Source organism: Paraburkholderia fungorum (genome assembly GCF_046026025.1).
GTDB classification, from domain to species: domain Bacteria; phylum Pseudomonadota; class Gammaproteobacteria; order Burkholderiales; family Burkholderiaceae; genus Paraburkholderia; species Paraburkholderia fungorum_E.
This window is the reverse complement of the sequence record NZ_JAQQFL010000001.1, coordinates 417,580-435,230: the sequence shown is the minus strand read 5'-3', so window position 1 is coordinate 435,230 and position 17,651 is coordinate 417,580. Positions and strand designations below refer to the sequence as shown.

At 63.1% G+C, this 17,651-nt stretch carries 15 protein-coding genes; 10 read left to right on the top strand and 5 right to left on the bottom strand.

Annotation, left to right across the window (positions count from 1 at the left end; genetic code table 11):
* Window positions 1-30 precede the first annotated feature (30 nt).
* Window positions 31-1,251: a Bcr/CflA family multidrug efflux MFS transporter gene (locus tag PQR67_RS01990; RefSeq protein WP_408453708.1), complete on the bottom strand. Its 1,221-nt coding sequence runs from the start codon at window positions 1,249-1,251 to the stop codon at window positions 31-33.
* 269 nt (window positions 1,252-1,520) lie between these two features.
* Here PQR67_RS01990 and PQR67_RS01985 point away from each other — a divergent pair, with 269 nt between their 5' ends.
* The 4 genes from PQR67_RS01985 (at window position 1,521) to PQR67_RS01970 (ending at window position 5,699) form a co-directional block, all read left to right on the top strand.
* Window positions 1,521-2,117, top strand: coding sequence for a hypothetical protein (locus PQR67_RS01985; protein ID WP_408453705.1), 597 nt, complete (start codon window positions 1,521-1,523; stop codon window positions 2,115-2,117).
* A 411-nt stretch (window positions 2,118-2,528) separates the two neighbouring features.
* On the top strand, window positions 2,529-3,812 hold the full coding sequence (gene hemL, locus PQR67_RS01980; RefSeq protein ID WP_408453702.1) for a glutamate-1-semialdehyde 2,1-aminomutase: 1,284 nt from the start codon (window positions 2,529-2,531) through the stop codon (window positions 3,810-3,812).
* A 66-nt stretch (window positions 3,813-3,878) separates the two neighbouring features.
* Window positions 3,879-5,048, top strand: coding sequence for a bifunctional diaminohydroxyphosphoribosylaminopyrimidine deaminase/5-amino-6-(5-phosphoribosylamino)uracil reductase RibD (ribD, locus tag PQR67_RS01975; RefSeq protein WP_408453699.1), 1,170 nt, complete (start codon window positions 3,879-3,881; stop codon window positions 5,046-5,048).
* A 15-nt stretch (window positions 5,049-5,063) separates the two neighbouring features.
* Window positions 5,064-5,699 carry a riboflavin synthase gene (locus tag PQR67_RS01970; protein WP_408453696.1) on the top strand — a complete coding sequence of 212 codons (636 nt, stop codon included), beginning with the start codon at window positions 5,064-5,066 and terminating at the stop codon, window positions 5,697-5,699.
* A 184-nt stretch (window positions 5,700-5,883) separates the two neighbouring features.
* Here the strand turns inward: PQR67_RS01970 and PQR67_RS01965 are convergent, their stop codons facing one another.
* The 3 genes from PQR67_RS01965 to PQR67_RS01955 form a co-directional block, all read right to left on the bottom strand.
* Window positions 5,884-7,233, bottom strand: coding sequence for an MFS transporter (locus tag PQR67_RS01965; RefSeq protein ID WP_408453692.1), 1,350 nt, complete (start codon window positions 7,231-7,233; stop codon window positions 5,884-5,886).
* Between the two features lie 4 nt (window positions 7,234-7,237).
* The gene (locus PQR67_RS01960) at window positions 7,238-8,104 is read right to left on the bottom strand and encodes an alpha/beta hydrolase (protein WP_408453689.1); all 867 of its coding nucleotides are present in this window, start codon (window positions 8,102-8,104) and stop codon (window positions 7,238-7,240) included.
* A gap of 75 nt (window positions 8,105-8,179) precedes the next feature.
* A complete protein-coding gene (locus PQR67_RS01955; protein ID WP_408453686.1) occupies window positions 8,180-9,313 on the bottom strand; it encodes a C45 family autoproteolytic acyltransferase/hydrolase in 1,134 nt (377 codons plus the stop codon).
* 286 nt (window positions 9,314-9,599) lie between these two features.
* Between PQR67_RS01955 and PQR67_RS01950 the strand changes: the two genes are divergently transcribed.
* The 5 genes from PQR67_RS01950 (at window position 9,600) to PQR67_RS01930 (ending at window position 14,102) form a co-directional block, all read left to right on the top strand.
* Complete coding sequence (locus PQR67_RS01950) at window positions 9,600-10,478, top strand: LysR family transcriptional regulator (RefSeq protein WP_408453683.1); 879 nt, start codon at window positions 9,600-9,602, stop codon at window positions 10,476-10,478.
* Between the two features lie 158 nt (window positions 10,479-10,636).
* On the top strand, window positions 10,637-11,773 hold the full coding sequence (gene ribBA / locus PQR67_RS01945) for a bifunctional 3,4-dihydroxy-2-butanone-4-phosphate synthase/GTP cyclohydrolase II (protein ID WP_408453680.1): 1,137 nt from the start codon (window positions 10,637-10,639) through the stop codon (window positions 11,771-11,773).
* Between the two features lie 50 nt (window positions 11,774-11,823).
* Entirely contained in the window at window positions 11,824-12,330 is a 507-nt protein-coding gene (ribH, locus tag PQR67_RS01940) for a 6,7-dimethyl-8-ribityllumazine synthase (protein WP_006050161.1), read from the top strand.
* Window positions 12,327-12,761, top strand: coding sequence for a transcription antitermination factor NusB (gene nusB, locus PQR67_RS01935; RefSeq protein ID WP_054037337.1), 435 nt, complete (start codon window positions 12,327-12,329; stop codon window positions 12,759-12,761). The genes ribH and nusB overlap by 4 nt, the downstream gene beginning before the upstream one ends.
* 144 nt (window positions 12,762-12,905) lie before the next feature.
* Window positions 12,906-14,102, top strand: a complete 1,197-nt coding sequence (locus tag PQR67_RS01930; protein WP_408453678.1) for a pyridoxal phosphate-dependent aminotransferase — start codon at window positions 12,906-12,908, stop codon at window positions 14,100-14,102.
* 128 nt (window positions 14,103-14,230) lie between these two features.
* Here the strand turns inward: PQR67_RS01930 and PQR67_RS01925 are convergent, their stop codons facing one another.
* Window positions 14,231-15,409, bottom strand: a complete 1,179-nt coding sequence (locus PQR67_RS01925; protein ID WP_408453675.1) for a transglycosylase SLT domain-containing protein — start codon at window positions 15,407-15,409, stop codon at window positions 14,231-14,233.
* A 608-nt stretch (window positions 15,410-16,017) separates the two neighbouring features.
* Here PQR67_RS01925 and PQR67_RS01920 point away from each other — a divergent pair.
* Window positions 16,018-17,586, top strand: coding sequence for a UbiD family decarboxylase (locus PQR67_RS01920; protein ID WP_408453672.1), 1,569 nt, complete (start codon window positions 16,018-16,020; stop codon window positions 17,584-17,586).
* The last annotated feature ends 65 nt before the right edge of the window (window positions 17,587-17,651 follow it).

Below are 17,651 nucleotides of genomic sequence, written 5' to 3'. Positions count from 1 at the left end.
ACAAGCAACCACAAGTAGCCCAAAGCAGCCTCAAACGGCAGCGACGGGCGCCTTCATTCCGTGCCATTTAACAACCAGAATCCGGCCGACGTAACACAACACGCCAGCAACGCCCACGACAACGCCCATGCCCTTGGGCGAGCCATCCTGCCAGAGTCCGACAGCGAGGCTCGACACCGCGCCGAGCGCCAACTGCATGGCGCCGAACACGGCGGCTGCGGCGCCGGCATTCACCGGATAGCGATGCATCAGATCGGTTGTGCAGTTAGCGGACAACAGCCCAACGACGCCGACCACGAAGAACAGACCAAAGACGATCGACCAGAGTCCGCCCCACCCCGTCAGCGAGACGAGACAGACGAACAGGGACGCGATGCAACTCACGGTCGCGGCAAAAGAAATGATCGGCAGCGAACCGAGCCGCCCGACGAGACGCGTATTCATGAAATTGCCGAGCATGATGCCGACAATGTTCAACGCAAACAGAAAGCCGTAATGCTGCGCCGACACGTGGAAATATTCGATATACACGAACGGCGTCGCGGTGATGTACGCGAACATCGACGCGAACGCCATGCCGCCGCACAGCATGTGCCCCCACGCAACCGGGTCGCGCAGCAACCTGCCGTAGGCGCCGAACGATTTCAGCAGCGCCGAATGCGCACGCTTTTCGGGCGGCCACGTTTCCGGCACCTTGAGAAACGCGGTTATCGCGCACACCGTACCGAATAGCGTCAGCACGATAAAGACGACACGCCAGCCGCCGAGCAGCAGCAACTGCCCGCCGATCAGCGGCGCGAGCAACGGCCCGATCGACGTGACGATGGCGAGCATCGACAGCACGCGGGCGGCATCGGTCGGCCCGTGGGCGTCGCGAGCGATCGCGCGCGCCAGCACCGAGGCCGCGCCCGCGCCGAGCGCCTGCACGAAACGGAAGGTCACCAGCGAGCCGATCGAAAACGACAGCGCGCAGGCCACGCTTGCCAGGGCATACATGATGATGCCGCCGAGCAGCACGGGCCGGCGGCCATAGCTGTCCGACAGCGGACCGTAGAGCAGCATGCCGATCGAGAAACCGAACATGAAGCTGGTGAGCGTGGTTTGCGCGGCGCCGGTGCTGATGGCGAATGCCTGCGCGATAGTCGGCAGGCTGGGCAAATACATATCGACGGAAATCGGCCCGCATGCGGCAAGCGCACCGAGCAACAGAATCAGCCGACCATCGGGCCGGCGTCTGGTGACGTGAGACATGGGAATCCAGATGAAGCGCCGCGCCGTGATCGGCAGCGAAACGCGGTGAAACGGGGCAAACAGCAGCTTGACGACCCCAATTGTACGCGACGGCTCAATGATCGACAGCGCCCGGCGCCTGCCAGGGCGGGCCAACCATGCGCCGCGACAGGCGCGCCGCCGATCGGTTAAGCTGCCGCGAGAACGCTTCCAGGCGGGACACAACAGTGTCCGCCGCGCCCTTGCACCCCGACCCAACCCGACCTAACCCGCCCTGTCCCGACCCTGACATGACTGCCTTCCTGTTGATCTGGAGCCCCAAGAAATGGCCGTGGCCCGAGTTACCCGATGTGGCGAAGCGGGTCGCTGCGGGCGTAGCGGTGGCTGATGTCTGGGGTTGCGGATTTGCCCGCAGCATCTTGCCGGGCGACCGCGTATTCCTGCACCGTGTCGCCCAGGAACCCAAGGGCATTTTCGGTTCGGGTTACGTCACGCGCGCGCCGTACGAAGTCTCCGACCCGGCGACGAAGCGCGGCTACCGGTTGTGCATCGACTTCGTGTATGACTGGGTGGTCGACGCCCACGAGGGTGTTGTGATTCCACGCGACATGTTGCGCACGCATCCGTTTTCGGTACAGACATGGGACGCACAGAGTTCTGGCACGGTGATCAAGCCAATTGCCGAAGGTGCATTGGAAAAGCGCTGGGCCGAGCTCACGGGTAAGCGTAAGCCACCGAAGCTCGACGCGCCGGGGGGCCCCATTCGCTCCAGCAAGGCGACGGCCCACAAGGCAGCAGCGGAGAAAACCGCGGCAGAAATTCGCGCGAGGACAAAGCCGGAGCCGGCACCAAAGAAACCGGCAGCGAAACGCGCACACAAGACCTAAGCGCCGCCCCAGGGTTGGAAAAGCACCGCTTCGGCGCGCGCAGCGCCGCCGGAAGAATGACTGCTGTGTCACCGACGCGGAGTGTGCGGGAGCACGGATTCCAGATGCACCACTACCGTGGCTGCGCGGGGGACCCGCTTAAGAATTAGCGGTTTGAGCCGCTTTCTTTTGCCTACTTTGCTTTGCGGCAGGCAAAGAAAAGTAGGTGCCGCCCCGCACAGGGGCAACGCTAATAGACCACTAACAAAGCAAGGAAAGCCACAAGAGCCAGCCACCCCCGGGCAAGTAAGCAAGCCAAAAACCCCTTCCCGCCGACTCCGGTACAATTTCCCCACCAACCAAACAGCGCCGCGCGAAGCGCAAGAACCACAGCCCGCGCGCCGCTGCGCAACCCAAATCCCAGCCATCGCCATGTCCAAGAACGAAACCCTCTTCGAGCGCGCGCAGCGCACCATCCCTGGCGGCGTGAACTCGCCGGTCCGTGCATTCCGTTCTGTAGGCGGCACCCCGCGCTTCATCGAGCGTGCGCAAGGCCCTTACTTCTGGGACGCGGACGGCCAACGCTATACCGACTACATCGGCTCGTGGGGCCCGATGATCCTCGGCCACGTCCACCCGGAAGTGCTGGAAGCCGTCCAGCGAGTACTGGCCAACGGCTTCTCCTTCGGCGCCCCGACCGAATCCGAAATCGAAATCGCGGAAGAAATCTGCAAGCTGGTGCCGTCGATCGAACAGGTCCGCATGGTATCGAGCGGCACCGAGGCGACCATGAGCGCGCTGCGTCTCGCGCGCGGCTTCACGAACCGCAGCCGCATCGTCAAGTTCGAAGGCTGCTATCACGGCCACGCGGACAGCCTGCTGGTCAAAGCCGGCTCAGGCCTGCTCACGTTCGGCAATCCGACTTCGGCGGGCGTGCCGGTCGATATCGCCAAGCACACCACAGTGCTCGAGTACAACAACGTCGCTGAACTCGAAGAAGCGTTCAAGGCGTTCGGCAACGAGATCGCTTCGGTGATCGTCGAGCCGGTGGCGGGCAACATGAACCTCGTGCGCGCCACGCCCGAATTCCTGCAAGCCTTGCGGCGCCTGTGCACCGAGTATGGCTCGGTACTGATTTTCGACGAAGTGATGTGCGGTTTCCGCGTCGCCCTGGGTGGCGCGCAAGAGGTCTATGGCATCACGCCGGATTTGACGTGTCTGGGCAAGGTGATCGGCGGAGGCATGCCGGCGGCGGCCTTCGGCGGCCGGCGCGACATCATGGCTCACCTCGCACCGCTTGGCGGCGTCTATCAGGCGGGCACCTTATCAGGTAATCCGATCGCGGTCGCCGCGGGCCTGAAGACATTGCAACTGATTCAGGCGCCGGGCTTCTACGACACGCTCACGGCTCGCACCACGCGCCTCGCGCAAGGCCTCGCCAGCGTCGCACGCGAAGCGAAGGTGCCGTTCGCGGCCGATTCGCTCGGCGGCATGTTCGGCCTCTACTTCACCGAGTCGGTCCCGACCAGCTTCGCCGAAGTCACGAAGAGCGATGTGCCGCGCTTCAATGCGTTCTTCCACAAGATGCTCGACGCGGGTGTGTACTTCGCGCCGTCGGCCTATGAAGCGGGCTTTGTTTCGATCGCGCACGACGACGCGATCATCGACGCCACGATCGACGCGGCGCGCGGCGCGTTCGCCTCGCTCGCAGCCTGAGACCGGCGTGACACGGAACCCGCCGAAACCCAATACTGCCTAGTCACCGCACCCGACCGGATACCGATGTTTTCGCAAACCGACTTCGTCCATATGGAACGCGCGCTCGCGCTGGCCAAGCGCGGCATGTACACGACCGACCCGAATCCGCGCGTCGGCTGCGTACTGGTCAAGAACGGCGAGGTGATCGGCGAAGGCTTCACGCAACCGGCCGGCCAGGATCACGCCGAAGTGCGCGCGTTGAAAGACGCGCGTTCGCGCGGCCATGATCTGCGCGGCGCCACGGCCTACGTGACACTCGAGCCGTGCAGCCATTTCGGCCGCACGCCGCCGTGCGCGAATGCGCTGATCGAAGCGCAGGTCGAACGCGTGGTGGCGGCAATGGAAGATCCCAATCCGCAAGTCTCCGGACGTGGCCTCAAGATGCTGCGCGACGCCGGCATTGAAGTGCGTTGCGGGTTGCTTGCCAACGAAGCGCACGAATTGAACATCGGCTTCGTGTCGCGCATGACGCGCGGCCGCCCGTGGGTCCGCATGAAAGTGGCCGCCTCGCTGGACGGCCGCACTGGCTTGCCGTCGGGCGCCAGCCAATGGATTACCGGCGAAGCGGCGCGCGCCGACGGTCACGCGTGGCGCGCCCGCGCGTCGGCCATCCTGACGGGCATCGGCACCGTCAGGGAAGACGATCCGCGCATGACCGTGCGCGCTGTCGACACACCGCGCCAGCCGCAACGCGTGCTGATCGACGCCCAGCTCGACGTGCCGCCCGAAGCGCAGATTCTGGCCGGCGCGCCCACGCTGATTTTCTGCGGCAACCTCGATGAGCGCCATGCCGAACGCGCCAGCGCGCTGCGCGAGCGCGGCGCGGAGATCGTGCAGCTGGCGAACGCGGCCGGCAAGGTCGATCTGCCTGCCATGCTGAAAGTGCTCGGCGAGCGCAACGTGAACGAACTGCACGTCGAGGCGGGCTACAAGCTGAACGGTTCGTTGCTGCGCGAAGGCTGCGTCGACGAGCTGCTGGTCTATCTCGCGCCTAGCCTGCTCGGCGTGGATTCGATGAGCATGTTCAATCTGAGCGCGCCGGAAACGCTCGAAGGCCGTACACAACTGAATTTCCACGCGGTCGACCGGATCGGCGACGATCTGCGGATTCTCGCGCGCTTCGTGCCCCGCTCCGTGCCGCAACCGGCAACCGATGCCGGGACCGGGCCCGCACCCCAACCAACTTCGAATTGATCAAGGATTAGCACGATGTTTACAGGAATCGTCGCGGCGGTGGGCCGCATCGAATCAGTCAAACCCCTCGGCACGGATGGGGACGCGGGCGTGCGCCTGAACGTTGAAGCGGGCGGTCTCGATCTCGACGACGTCCAGCTCGGCGACAGCATCACGATCCAGGGCGCCTGCATGACGGTCGTGGCAAAAACGGCGCATTCGTTCGAAGTCGACGTGTCGCGCGAAAGCCTGAACTGTACGGCGGGCCTGGGCGATCCCGGCGAAGTCAATCTCGAGAAGGCGCTGCGCGCGCATGACCGGCTCGGCGGCCATATCGTCTCCGGTCACGTGGACGGCCTCGGCACGGTCACGCATTTTGCGCCGGTCGGCGAATCGCACGAACTGCGCGTGCTGGCGCCGCGCGAGATCGGCCGCTATCTGGCTTACAAAGGCTCGATTACCGTCAACGGCGTGAGCCTGACCGTCAACTCGGTTAAAGATCGTGACGACGGCTGCGAGTTTTCGATCAACCTGATTCCGCACACGGTGCAGGTGACGTCGCTAAAGAATTTGCGCGAGGGTTCGCCGGTCAATCTGGAAATCGATCTGATTGCGCGGTATGTGGAGCGGATGTTGAACACGTCACAGGAAGGCCAGCAATCTTTGAAGTGATTTGGCTGCTGGGGAGTCCACGATCTTGCCGTGATCTCACTAAAGGCAACTGAATCTGCGATTGGGTGATGGTATGGTCGTCGGCCTGCACGACAACCATACCGTCACGGCCCTGGAATGCCGCAGTTATGCCCTATCGCACGGTTGCGTGCCGTTCAACCAGGCCACGCGCCATGCGACCCGTTCAGGTTCGCCCCGCTTCACTGGTGGCCAACGCAGCACCGCCTCGCCGTGCCAGACGGTCCTCCTTCAACACCCGGCGCCCCGTGCGCGAGATCAGCACGAGCGTGATTGCCAGCAAGCTGGTGCCGAACAGATAGCTCGGCGGAATGAAATGGGCGTCCGTGAAGCGCGCCACCACCGAAATGTACAAAGGCGACAGGCCGCCAAACAGCATCACAGCAGTGTTATACGAGATCGCCACACCGGTCGAACGGCCCTGCACCGTGAAGATCTGCACCAGCATCCCCGGATGCGCCGCCCCTTGCAGCGTCACAAACAGCATGCCAATCAACTGCACCACCATCAGTCTCGATTCTGTCGGCGAGTCCAGCAAATACCAGAACAGCGGAAACACACACGTCAGCCAGCCGGCAATAAAGAAGCAGAACAGCCGGTAGGCGCCGATACGATCCGCCAGCTTGCCGAATACCGGCGAGAGCACGCACGCCATGATGCTCGTGACGAACACCGCTTGCAGCGAAGAACTCAGCGACAGATGCAACTGGTACTGCGCATAATTCGGCAAATACGCATTCCATACGTAGTTCAGCGAAGTACCGGCGATCATCACGCCCATGGCGCAGACGAGCGCGTCTCCATTCTCGCGGATGAATTCGCGCATACGCTGGCCCAGGGGCGCCCGAGCAGCCGGACGCGCCTGCATGCGATGAAATTCGTCAGACTCCGCGACGTGATGCCGGATGTAAAAACCCAGCGGCCCGACCAGTGCGCCGATCAGGAACGGCACGCGCCATCCCCATGCCGCCATCTCGGCATGCGACAGATGCTTCGACAGTAAATAGCTGCACCCCGAGGACAACATCGCCGCGATGCCCAACGACAGCATGTTGAAACTGCCGTAGAACATCTTCTTGCCCGGGGGCGCGACTTCGTAAATCGTCACCGACGACAGTGCAAATTGCGCACCGACCGCGAAGCCTTGCACGAGCCGGCCGATCACCACCAGGATCGGCGCGGCGAGCCCCAGTGTCGCGGAGCCCGGCGTCAGACCCAGCAAAAGCGAACCCACCGACATCGCTACCATGATCCACGACAGCGCCTTGACGCGTCCGGCACGGTCCGCGTACATGCCCATGACGACGCCACCGATCGGTCTTACCAGAAACCCGACGGCAAACGTCGCGAACGTCAGCAGCAATGACTCGTCGCGACCGGCGCCGCCAAAAAACGCCCGCGCGATCATGCCCGAGAAATAGCCGTACACCATGAAGTCGAACCATTCGAACGTGCCGCCAATCACGGTCGAAACGATGACTTTCCGGATTTTTGTCTCCTCGCTGTCGGTATGCATGTTTTTATTCTCCGACGCGCATCTCGCGCAGTATCCGCGCAAAAAAGTCCTGAACCACCTCGACGACCTGCATGCCGTTGTGCGCGATATTGTCCAGTTCGTCAAAGCGCACCTGGATGCCGGTCGCCTCGAACGATGCCTTGAGCGTCCTGAGCCGATCCCGTCGTGTCGCCCCCGCGTCGTTGATACCCGGCAAATACATCGGGCTGTCCTCGTGCACCGTGATTTCCCAGGTTTCGAGATCCGCCCGGCCCACCACCATCTGCATCGGAACGCGCTTCAACGCTGCCAGGTCGAACGGCTTGCCGAAGTGCCGCTCGAAACCGCCGACACCCAGCCACCAGTCTTTCGATTGATCGAGCACGGTGACATTGCCCGGCGCGCCGATGGACGCCGCCCACAGACGCTCGGGATGAACATAGGCAAAGCGGTTGACGTACTGTCCGCCGCCCGAATAGCCGAACAGCGCGAATTTGTCGAAACGTTTGCCGTAACGCTCGCCGACTTCGCTCACCATGTCCAGCAGCACCTTGTCGTAGCGGATATCGCCTTCGATCAGACGCTTAAAACCGTTGCGATTGTCATCGCCGCACACGCCCACCGGAAAGAGCGGGCACAGCACGATGCAGCGGTTCCAGCGGCCAAATGGAGCGAATGCATCGCGGTATTGCGTGAATTGCCGCCCCGTGCCGTGCATCACGACGACCAGCTCGACATCGTTATCGGACGCCAGTATTTCGTGCGGCACATACAGCGCGTAGGGAAAACGGGGATCGTGCCTGCTGGCATATACCGTGGTCGAGTCCAGGTCGTACAGCGCCGTTGCTTTCTCGTGACCGGGACTGGACGGTTTCTCGGCAATATCGAACATCTGTCATTCCTCCAACACTGACTCAAACATATCGTGGGTGCCCAGCCGGATGCCGGGCGCGCGGGCAACGGCCGTTCACGCTGCTTCGTGCAGCGGCTCGTGCGCGAGGCTGTAACGGGTGAAGATCCGATTGAGTGCGGGCAATGGCGCGACATCCATCTCGCCGTTGCCCGGCTGCATGACGATCATCGCAACCGTCGCCGTCATCGTGTGGCGCGTGCCCATGCGCGGCGGACGGCACACCGAGTAGGGCGTGCCGAACGCATCGAACAACGCAGCCTTAACCGCGTTGCGGTCCACCTTGGGCGCCGCGTTCAGCAATTGGCGCACGCGCCAGTCGCGGTAATAGCTGTCCGGCGAGTTCTCGCAACCCGTGTCGCGCAGCCTGGTGCGGGCGACCGGGCTCATCCAGTGGTTCGCGTGCACGATCAGCTGATCGTCGCCCGGATAGATCGGGAAAGCCTCGTCCGGCGCGCACTCGAAATCGATGCCGAAGCCCTCGGCCATGCCGAGCATGATGTTGTTCGAGCAGGATTTCGGCGTCGTGGCGATCACGCGCAACGCGTTGGAGAACACCGGTTCTTCAAGCACGCGCCGGCGCAGAAGCGAAAGAGGCACGCCGAGCTGCGTATAGTCGCGGTCGGACTCGAGATAATTCGCCGTGATCGACACGCCCGCGGCATTCAGCCCGCTGCGCGCGAGGCCCCCTGCCTCGACGAATGTCAGAAAGTCGGGACCGTCGTCGTTGCGCACACGCAAAACGATACCGGTATCGACGCAATCGGCTTTCCAGTCCCAGTTCTGCGCGTGAATCAACTGCCCGGTCGCCGAACGCGACGGCAGCACCAGCACGCCGGTGCAGCCGTCTTCGTCCTCGGCGTCGGCGGGCATCGTCTTTTCCACCCGCGCCTTCGCCAGCACCTCGGTACGGGCGTTGATCATCACGACGTCCTCGTAAGACACCTCGGCGCCCGCAGCAATACCGCGCATTTCTTCAAGATACGCCGGCTGAAACTCACCGATAGCCTGTTCGAGCGAGCGGATCAGCGCCAACTGCGACGCTTCGCTGTAACCGATCTTGCGCAACGTCTGCCCGTATCGGGAGGCGCTCAGATGCACGCGCGCGGCGACCGCGCGGCCGTATTGCACGCCGCGCTCATACGGCTTGCCGGACACACTGACAAAAGGAAATTGCTGGATTTGCGACATCGTGTGGGACTCCTCACCCTGGAAAGCACCGAGCCGGTCAAACGCGTCAAAGGTAGCGATGGGGGCTAACTGCGGGCACTGCGCCCGGTCCGCTACGCGTGCGCGCCGCTGGCGTCGGTTCGACTTGATGAAGCGATTCTCGGGCGCGAGAAATAAAATAAAAAGCGTTATTTTATTGTCGCAAAGGAAAGATTTTTTTTCGTATCATGTGATCATGCAACGCACCGCGACATCAGGAAAGCGCGTGGTTTGCGCCCTTCCCGGTTGCCCTTCAGGAGGTTTTTACATGAGTGAAATCCGGATGCTCCGGACGTTTCTCGCGATCGAGAAACACGGCACCATGGCGGCCGCAGCCGATCGCATGGCGCTCACGCACGCGGCCGTCGGCGCCCAGATGCGTACGCTGGAGCGCGTATGCCAGCGGCAATTGTTCAACCGCAGCGGACGCAGCATCCAGTTGAACGACGCCGGCCGCTCGATCATCGAGCAGGCACGCGCCGTAGTCGCCGCCTACGATTCGCTGCTGCGCGGCGTGGCCGACCAGCGCAGCTTCGAAGGTTCGATCACCATCGGTTCGACCGTTTCTTCGATGGGCTTTCTCGCCGCAAACGTGATCCGCCTGAAGGTGTCTTACCCTGGCCTGAACGTGCGCCTCACGCATGGCAGCACCCCGGACCTGGAACGCCAGGTGCGCGCCGGCGAGATCGACGCGGCGGTGATCATCAGCGAGCCGAGGGCAACCACGCTGCCCGAATTATGGGAACGTCTGTACGACGAACCCCTTGTGCTGCTGGCCAATCCGGCGATTGCACCGGCCGACGCGCCGGTGGCCTCACTGCTCAAGCGCTTCCCGTTCATCGGCTTCGAAGCGGCATCGCTCACCGGCGCGCATGTCACCAGCTTGCTGCGCCGCTTGCGCGTAGAGGTCAATCTGGTGCTGGAAATGAACTCCATTGCCGCGATTGCCGATCTGGTGCGGCAAAACGTAGGGATATCGATCGTGCCGCGCCTGCGGCACGCGGCGTGGGATGACGATCCGCTGCTGTACGTGAAACCGATTCCCGGCACCACATGGCGCCGGCACATTGGCTGGTACGAGTTCGGCCGGCAGCCGCTGGCGACCGCGATCGTCAAGAATCAGTTGCTGTCAGCGCTGGCCGACTAGCCGGCTTGCGCCCGGCCGTTAAGCCCATCGTTTGATCGAGCATACCGGCGCCGGGTGGCGCAACACCAGTCGGCCAAACGGCCTATGCCGTCCATCCCAGGCGACTTGAGGGCGCGCGTGGCGTAAAATACGCGCTTTCTTCGAAAAATTCCGCCAACATGACGCTCGCCTCCACTCAAGAGATCATTGCCGAACTGAAAGCAGGCCGGATGGTGATCCTCGTCGACGAAGAAGACCGCGAAAACGAGGGCGACCTCGTGATCGCCGCCGAATTTGTCACGCCGGAAGCGATCAACTTCATGGCCCGCTACGGCCGCGGCCTGATCTGCCTGACGCTCACGCAGGAACGCTGCAAGCTGCTGAACCTGCCGCTCATGACTTATCGCAACGGCACGCAGTACGGCACCGCGTTCACCGTCAGCATCGAAGCCGCGGAAGGCGTGACCACCGGCATTTCGGCGGCCGACCGCGCCCGCACGATCGCGACGGCGGTCGCGCCGGACGCCAAGGCCGACCATATCGTGCAGCCGGGACACGTGTTTCCGATCATGGCGCAGCCCGGCGGCGTGCTGGTGCGCGCCGGCCACACGGAGGCCGGCTGCGATTTCACCGCGCTGGCGGGCCTTACGCCGGCCGCGGTGATCTGCGAAGTCATCAAGGACGACGGCACGATGGCGCGCCTGCCGGACCTGATGGAGTTCGCCAGCGAGCACGATCTGAAAATCGGCACGATCGCGGATCTGATCCACTACCGCAGCCGTACCGAATCGATCGTCGAACGTATTTGCGAACGCACCATGCAAACCGCGCACGGCGCGTTCCGCGCGGTGATGTATCTCGACCAGCCGAGCGGCCAGCCGCACATCGCGCTGGTGCGCGGCACGCCGGATCCGGAGCACGAGACACTGGTGCGCGTGCACGAACCGCTGTCAATGCTGGATCTGCTCGAAGTCGGCAAGTCGACTCACTCCTGGACGCTGGATGCGGCCATGAAAGAGATCGCCCAGCGCGACCTCGGTGTGATCGTGCTGTTGAACTGCGGCGATTCGAAGGAGCATCTGGTCGACGTGTTCAAGGCGTTCGACTCGAAAGAGAAAGCCGAGGCGCTCAAACGCCGACCGGTCGACTTCAAGACGTACGGCATCGGCGCGCAGATTCTTCGCGAGCTCGGCGTCGGGAAAATGCAGGTGCTGTCGAACCCGCGCAAGCTGGGCAGCATGTCAGGCTACGGCCTCGAAGTCACCGGCTTCGTACCCATGCCGGGCAGCACCGCACAGCCGCCGCAACAAGGCTGATCCGACCATTCACGCGCTTAGGCGCCCACTCAAAACACTACGGAATTCACATGGAAATCGGACAATACCAACCGAATCTCGACGGCGACGGACTGCGTATCGGCATCGTTCAAGCTCGTTTTAACGAACCCGTCTGCAACGGTCTCGCGGATTCGTGCATTGAAGAACTTGAACGCCTCGGCGTAACCGGCGAAGACGTGCTGCTGGTCACCGTGCCGGGCGCGCTGGAAATCCCGCTGGCTTTGCAAAAACTCGCCGAAAGCGCGCAATTCGACGCACTGATCGCGCTGGGCGCGGTGATTCGCGGCGAGACGTACCACTTCGAGCTGGTGTCGAACGAAAGCGGCGCGGGCATCACGCGTATCGGCCTCGACTTCGGCATTCCGGTCGCGAACGCCGTACTGACTACGGAAAACGACGAGCAAGCCGTCGCGCGCATGACCGAAAAGGGTCGTGACGCAGCACGCGTGGCCGTCGAAATGGCCAATCTCGCCGTCGCGCTCGAACAACTCGGCGGTGACGACGAAGAAGAAGACGAAGAAGAGGAAGAGGCATGAAGAGCGCACGCCGACGCTCCCGCGAACTGGCCACGCAGGGACTTTATCAGTGGCTGCTGTCGGGTTCGCCCGGCGGTGAAATCGACGCGCAGTTGCGCGGCGCGCAAGGCTTCGACAAGGCCGACCATGAACATCTGGACGCCATCCTGCACGGCGTGATCCGCGATTCGGAAGCGCTTTCCGCGGATATCGCGCCGTGTCTCGACCGCCCGATCGACCAGCTTTCACCGGTTGAACGCGCCGTGCTGCTGGTCGCAGCGTTCGAGTTGAAGAATCACGTCGACATTCCCTACCGCGTGGTCATCAACGAAGCGGTCGAGCTCGCCAAGACATTTGGCGGCGCGGACGGCTATAAGTACGTGAATGGCGTGCTGGACAAACTGTCGGCGCAACTGCGCGCCGCTGAAACACAGGCAGCCCGCAAGCATTGAGAATACGGCGCGTGACCTGATCACGCGCCTGCTCCATGCCACAGCCCCACACAGCCGGGCGCTTACAAGGACGCCGCAGCGCACATGAGCCCATCCATGTGCCATGCGCCGTCCTGCTTTTGCTTCTGAACTGGATTTGATCGTATGAATTCCGTGACCGAACCCTTGATGCGGCTTGCTGCCCGCGTCGACGCCATCCAGCCGTTCTATGTGATGGAACTGGCCAAGGAGGCCGCGCTGCTCGAGCGCGATGGGCGCGACATCATTCACATGGGCATCGGCGAACCCGATTTCACCGCGCCCGACCCGGTCATCGAAGCGGCCGCGAACGCCCTGCGCCGCGGCGTCACGCAATACACCAACGCACTCGGTTTGCACGCGCTGCGCGAGGCGATCTCAGCGCATTACGTCGAGGTCTACGGCGTCAGCGTCGATCCGGCGCGAATCGTCGTCACCGCCGGTGCGTCCGCCGCGCTGCTTCTGGCTTGCGCGGCGCTGGTCGATCGCGACGATGAAGTGCTGATGCCCGACCCGTGCTACCCGTGCAACCGTCACTTCGTGATAGCAGCCGAAGGCAAGCCGGTCATGGTGCCGAGCGGGCCGGCCGAGCGCTTCCAGCTGACCGCCGCCGACGTCGAGCGCCTCTGGAACGAACGCACCCGCGGTGTGCTGCTGGCATCGCCGTCGAACCCGACCGGCACGTCGATCGAACCCGCCGAGCTCGAACGCATCGTCAAGGCTGTGCGGGCGCGTGGTGGCTTTACGATCGTCGACGAGATCTACCAGGGCCTGAGCTACGACGCCAAGCCTGTCTCGGCGCTCTCGTTCGGTGACGACGTCATCACCGTCAACAGCTTCTCAAAGTACTTCAACATGACCGGCTGGCGTTTGGGCTGGCTGGTGGTACCGCCCGGCATGGTCGGCGCGCTCGAAAAGCTCGCGCAGAACCTGTTCATCTGCGCGTCGGCGCTCGCGCAACATGCGGCGCTGGCCTGCTTCGAGCCGGAAACTATCGCGATCTACGAAGCGCGCCGCCTGGAATTCAAGCGCCGCCGCGACTTCATTGCGCCCGCGCTCGAATCGCTGGGCTTCTCGGTGCCGGTGATGCCCGACGGCGCGTTCTATGTGTACGCCGACTGCCGGACGGTCGCGCATCAGGCGGCCGGAGACAGCGCGGCGCTAACCAGGGCAATGCTGCATGACGCGGGTGTGGTGCTGGTGCCGGGTATGGACTTCGGCACGCACGCACCAAAGGACTACATCCGGCTATCGTATGCCACCGCCTTGCCGAAACTGGAAGAAGCGGTCGAGCGGCTCGCGAAGCTCTTCGGCCGGCACTGACCGGGCCGGCGGCCCGGCATAAGGGCTGCGGCTTGTGAGCAGCCCCACAAAAGGAAAAAGGACACCCAAGGGTGTCCTTTTTTCATACCAGCCGCTTTCGTGCCCCGCTGAACTGGGTTACGCCAAACTCAGGCACCCAGCTCCGAAGCCGACGCCACGTGCTTGGGCGCGTTGGAGCTGGCGTCGTCCTGCTCGGACACCGGCGTCTTCACCGGCGTTGCCGCGCTCAGCGGATGACCCGCATCGAGCGTCATCTGCACGCGCTTGCCATTAGCCGAGCCCGTAGCAGCCGTCGCCGGAGCCGTGTTCGACGCCGTGATAACCGGAGCCTGCGGTGCATTGATCGGCACCTTGCGGCCACGCGCCACATCGCGCAGACGGCCACGCTCGGCCATCACCTTGGCGCCGTAGCCGCCGTCGTCCTGCGAGGTCGAGCCGACGTAGAGACGCAGGCCGCCCGGCAGCGAACCGCCGCGTGCGATGCAATCCTTCAGCACCAGCGCGCCCACCTTGATGTTCGCAACCGGTTCGAGCGCGGCGCTCTGTCCACCGAAATACTGGAATTTGTCCGAGTGAACCTTGGACATTACCTGCATCAGGCCCTGCGCGCCCACGCCGCTCTCGGCGTACGGGTTGAAACCCGATTCGATAGCCATCACGGACAGCAGGAGAAGCGGATCGAGACCGACTTCGCGGCCGGTGTCGAACGCAGCCTTCACGAGCTCGCTAACGGGCTCCTGAGCGACGCGATAGCGCCGCGCCAGGTAGGACGCAACCAGATCCTGCTCGCGGGTCGAGACCAGCACGCGATCGTCGCGTGCGTCGGCCGAAACGCGCTGCGCCGGGATCAGCCGGGCCAGCGCTGAGACGCTCTGCATGGTGCGCGGGTCGAGGCCGTTCAATGCCGCCACGCCCATACCGGATGTGCCGCTGCCGTCAAAGGCGCCGTCGTAGCTGGTGTTGCTGACGGTGGCGCCGCCGTTCGTGCCGCTAGCGGTGTCGCTACCGGTCGAATTCGACGACAGCGAGTCGTCAGAAGACGCGCCAGGCGGCCCGAAGGCCGGCAGCGGGTGGCCCTGCAGCAGACGGGCGGGACCGGCTTGCACAGCGGCGGAAATAACCGGCATCAACCTGGCGGCAAGGGTGCCGCGCCAGGTGGGCATCAGCCACAGCGCGAGTGCCAGCACGACAGCGATACCGCCGACGATGCTGAACAGGTGATGACTCATTCGCGTCCCGCGTCGCAACGCACCACGCACAACTTGCGCGATACGTTCATCGGGACGCCACGATAACCAGGCGTTCATTCAGATCTCCCATGTTGCATGATCCACGAACCCCGCCCGTTGAACAGGCGGTAACACACGCTCGCAGAATCAAGACATCGCGCGCTCTGTCTGGTTAGGGCAGCAGCGACGTCGGGAAAACGGTACATACCGTTTGTGGGGAGCCATCTTCAAAAGATGTCCGCGGCATGCCAAAAAAACATGCAGGCGGGGGCTCCCACGCGAAAAACCAGCGTCAGTTGGCGCTGGCGAGGACTTCAGTAAGGCCGTCAGATACCGTGCAGGGGGTCGGTAAACGGTGACGCGTTGCGTCAAAAGGGACCTGGGGCAGTGGTAAAAAGGTTCACGCCCTGCAACCAATGTGGACGGATTCTATGCAGGGTTTTATAGATCGTCAACACTATAGATAGGCAAATGTATAACTAATTGTAATAATGAACAGTGTTCAGTCCGTTCAAAACCGCATGGCGCGCGCCTCTTGAGCTATCTCAATTACGCCGTCCGAAGCAGGCGATTTGGCCAATCTACGTGCGCATGCCAACACAGGTAAAATCGACAATCGTTCTGGCGTCGTGAAATCCTACGGCGCCCTACCTTTTTGCCGCTAGCCCGGCTCTCTACCGCACCAGATGAAATACAAAGACCTGCGCGATTTTGTCGGCCGTCTCGAAACGATCGGTGAACTGCGCCGCATCTCGCAAAACGTCTCGCCTGTCCTGGAAATGACCGAACTGTGCGACCGCGTACTGCGCGCCGGCGGTCCGGCGATATTGTTTGAGAGCCAGCAGCAGCACGCGTTCCCAGTCCTTGGCAACCTGTTCGGCACGCCCCGCCGCGTCGCGCTCGGCATGGGAGTCGACGCGCAGGCAGGCGAAGGCGATGGCGCCGCGCTCGAGTCGCTGCGCGACGTCGGCCGCCTGCTGTCCGCATTGAAGGAACCGGAGCCGCCGAAGGGGCTCAAGGACGCCGGCAAGCTGTTCTCGCTCGCGAAGGCAGTTTGGGACATGGCGCCCAAAACCGTAAGCGCGCCACCCTGCCAGGAAATCGTCTGGGAAGGCAACGACGTCGACCTCGCCAGGCTCCCGATTCAGACCTGCTGGCCAGGTGACGCAGGGCCGCTGATCACATGGGGCCTGACCGTCACAAAAGGCCCGAACAAGAGCCGACAAAATTTAGGCATATATCGCCAGCAACTGATCGGACGTAACAAACTCATCATGCGATGGCTCGCGCATCGCGGCGGCGCACTCGATTTCCGCGAGTTCGCGCTGCAGAATCCGGGCAAGCCGTATCCCGTGGCGGTGGTGCTGGGCGCCGATCCGGCGACCATCCTCGGCGCAGTCACACCGGTGCCCGACACGCTCTCCGAATACCAGTTCGCCGGGCTGCTGCGCGGCGGGCGCACCGAGCTCGCGAAGTGCATCACGCCGGGGGTCGACGGCTTGCAGGTACCCGCGCGCGCGGAGATCGTTCTGGAAGGCTTCATCTACCCGCAGGAAGGCACGCCCTCACCCGCTCCCGCCGGCGCGCCGCCGCGTCCGGCGAAGGGCGCGTCGGCTGCTTACGAACACGCGCTGGAAGGCCCCTACGGCGACCACACCGGCTACTACAACGAGCAGGAGTGGTTTCCGGTCTTCACGGTCGAGCGCATCACGATGCGGCGCGACGCGATCTATCACTCCACCTACACGGGCAAACCGCCTGATGAGCCCGCGGTGCTCGGCGTCGCGCTCAACGAAGTGTTTGTGCCGCTGTTACAGAAGCAGTTCACCGAGATCACCGACTTCTATCTGCCGCCCGAAGGATGCAGCTACCGGATGGCGATCGTGCAGATGAAGAAGAGCTACCCCGGCCACGCCAAACGCGTGATGTTCGGCGTGTGGAGCTTCCTGCGGCAATTCATGTATACGAAGTTCATCGTGGTGGTCGACGAGGACGTGAATATCCGCGACTGGAAAGAAGTGATCTGGGCCATCACTACGCGTATCGATCCGGCGCGCGACACGGTGCTGGTCGATCGTACTCCGATCGATTATCTGGATTTCGCCTCGCCGGTAGCGGGTCTCGGATCGAAGATGGGACTCGACGCAACCAACAAATGGCCCGGCGAAACCGATCGCGAATGGGGGCGCCCAATCGAGATGTCCGGCGCGGTCAAACAGCGCATCGACACCTTGTGGAATGAGTTGGGGCTGTAAAAGAACGGTCTCGATTCACGCCCTTGAATTTCCTGATTCTGTCGGCATCGAAGCGCTCCCGTCAC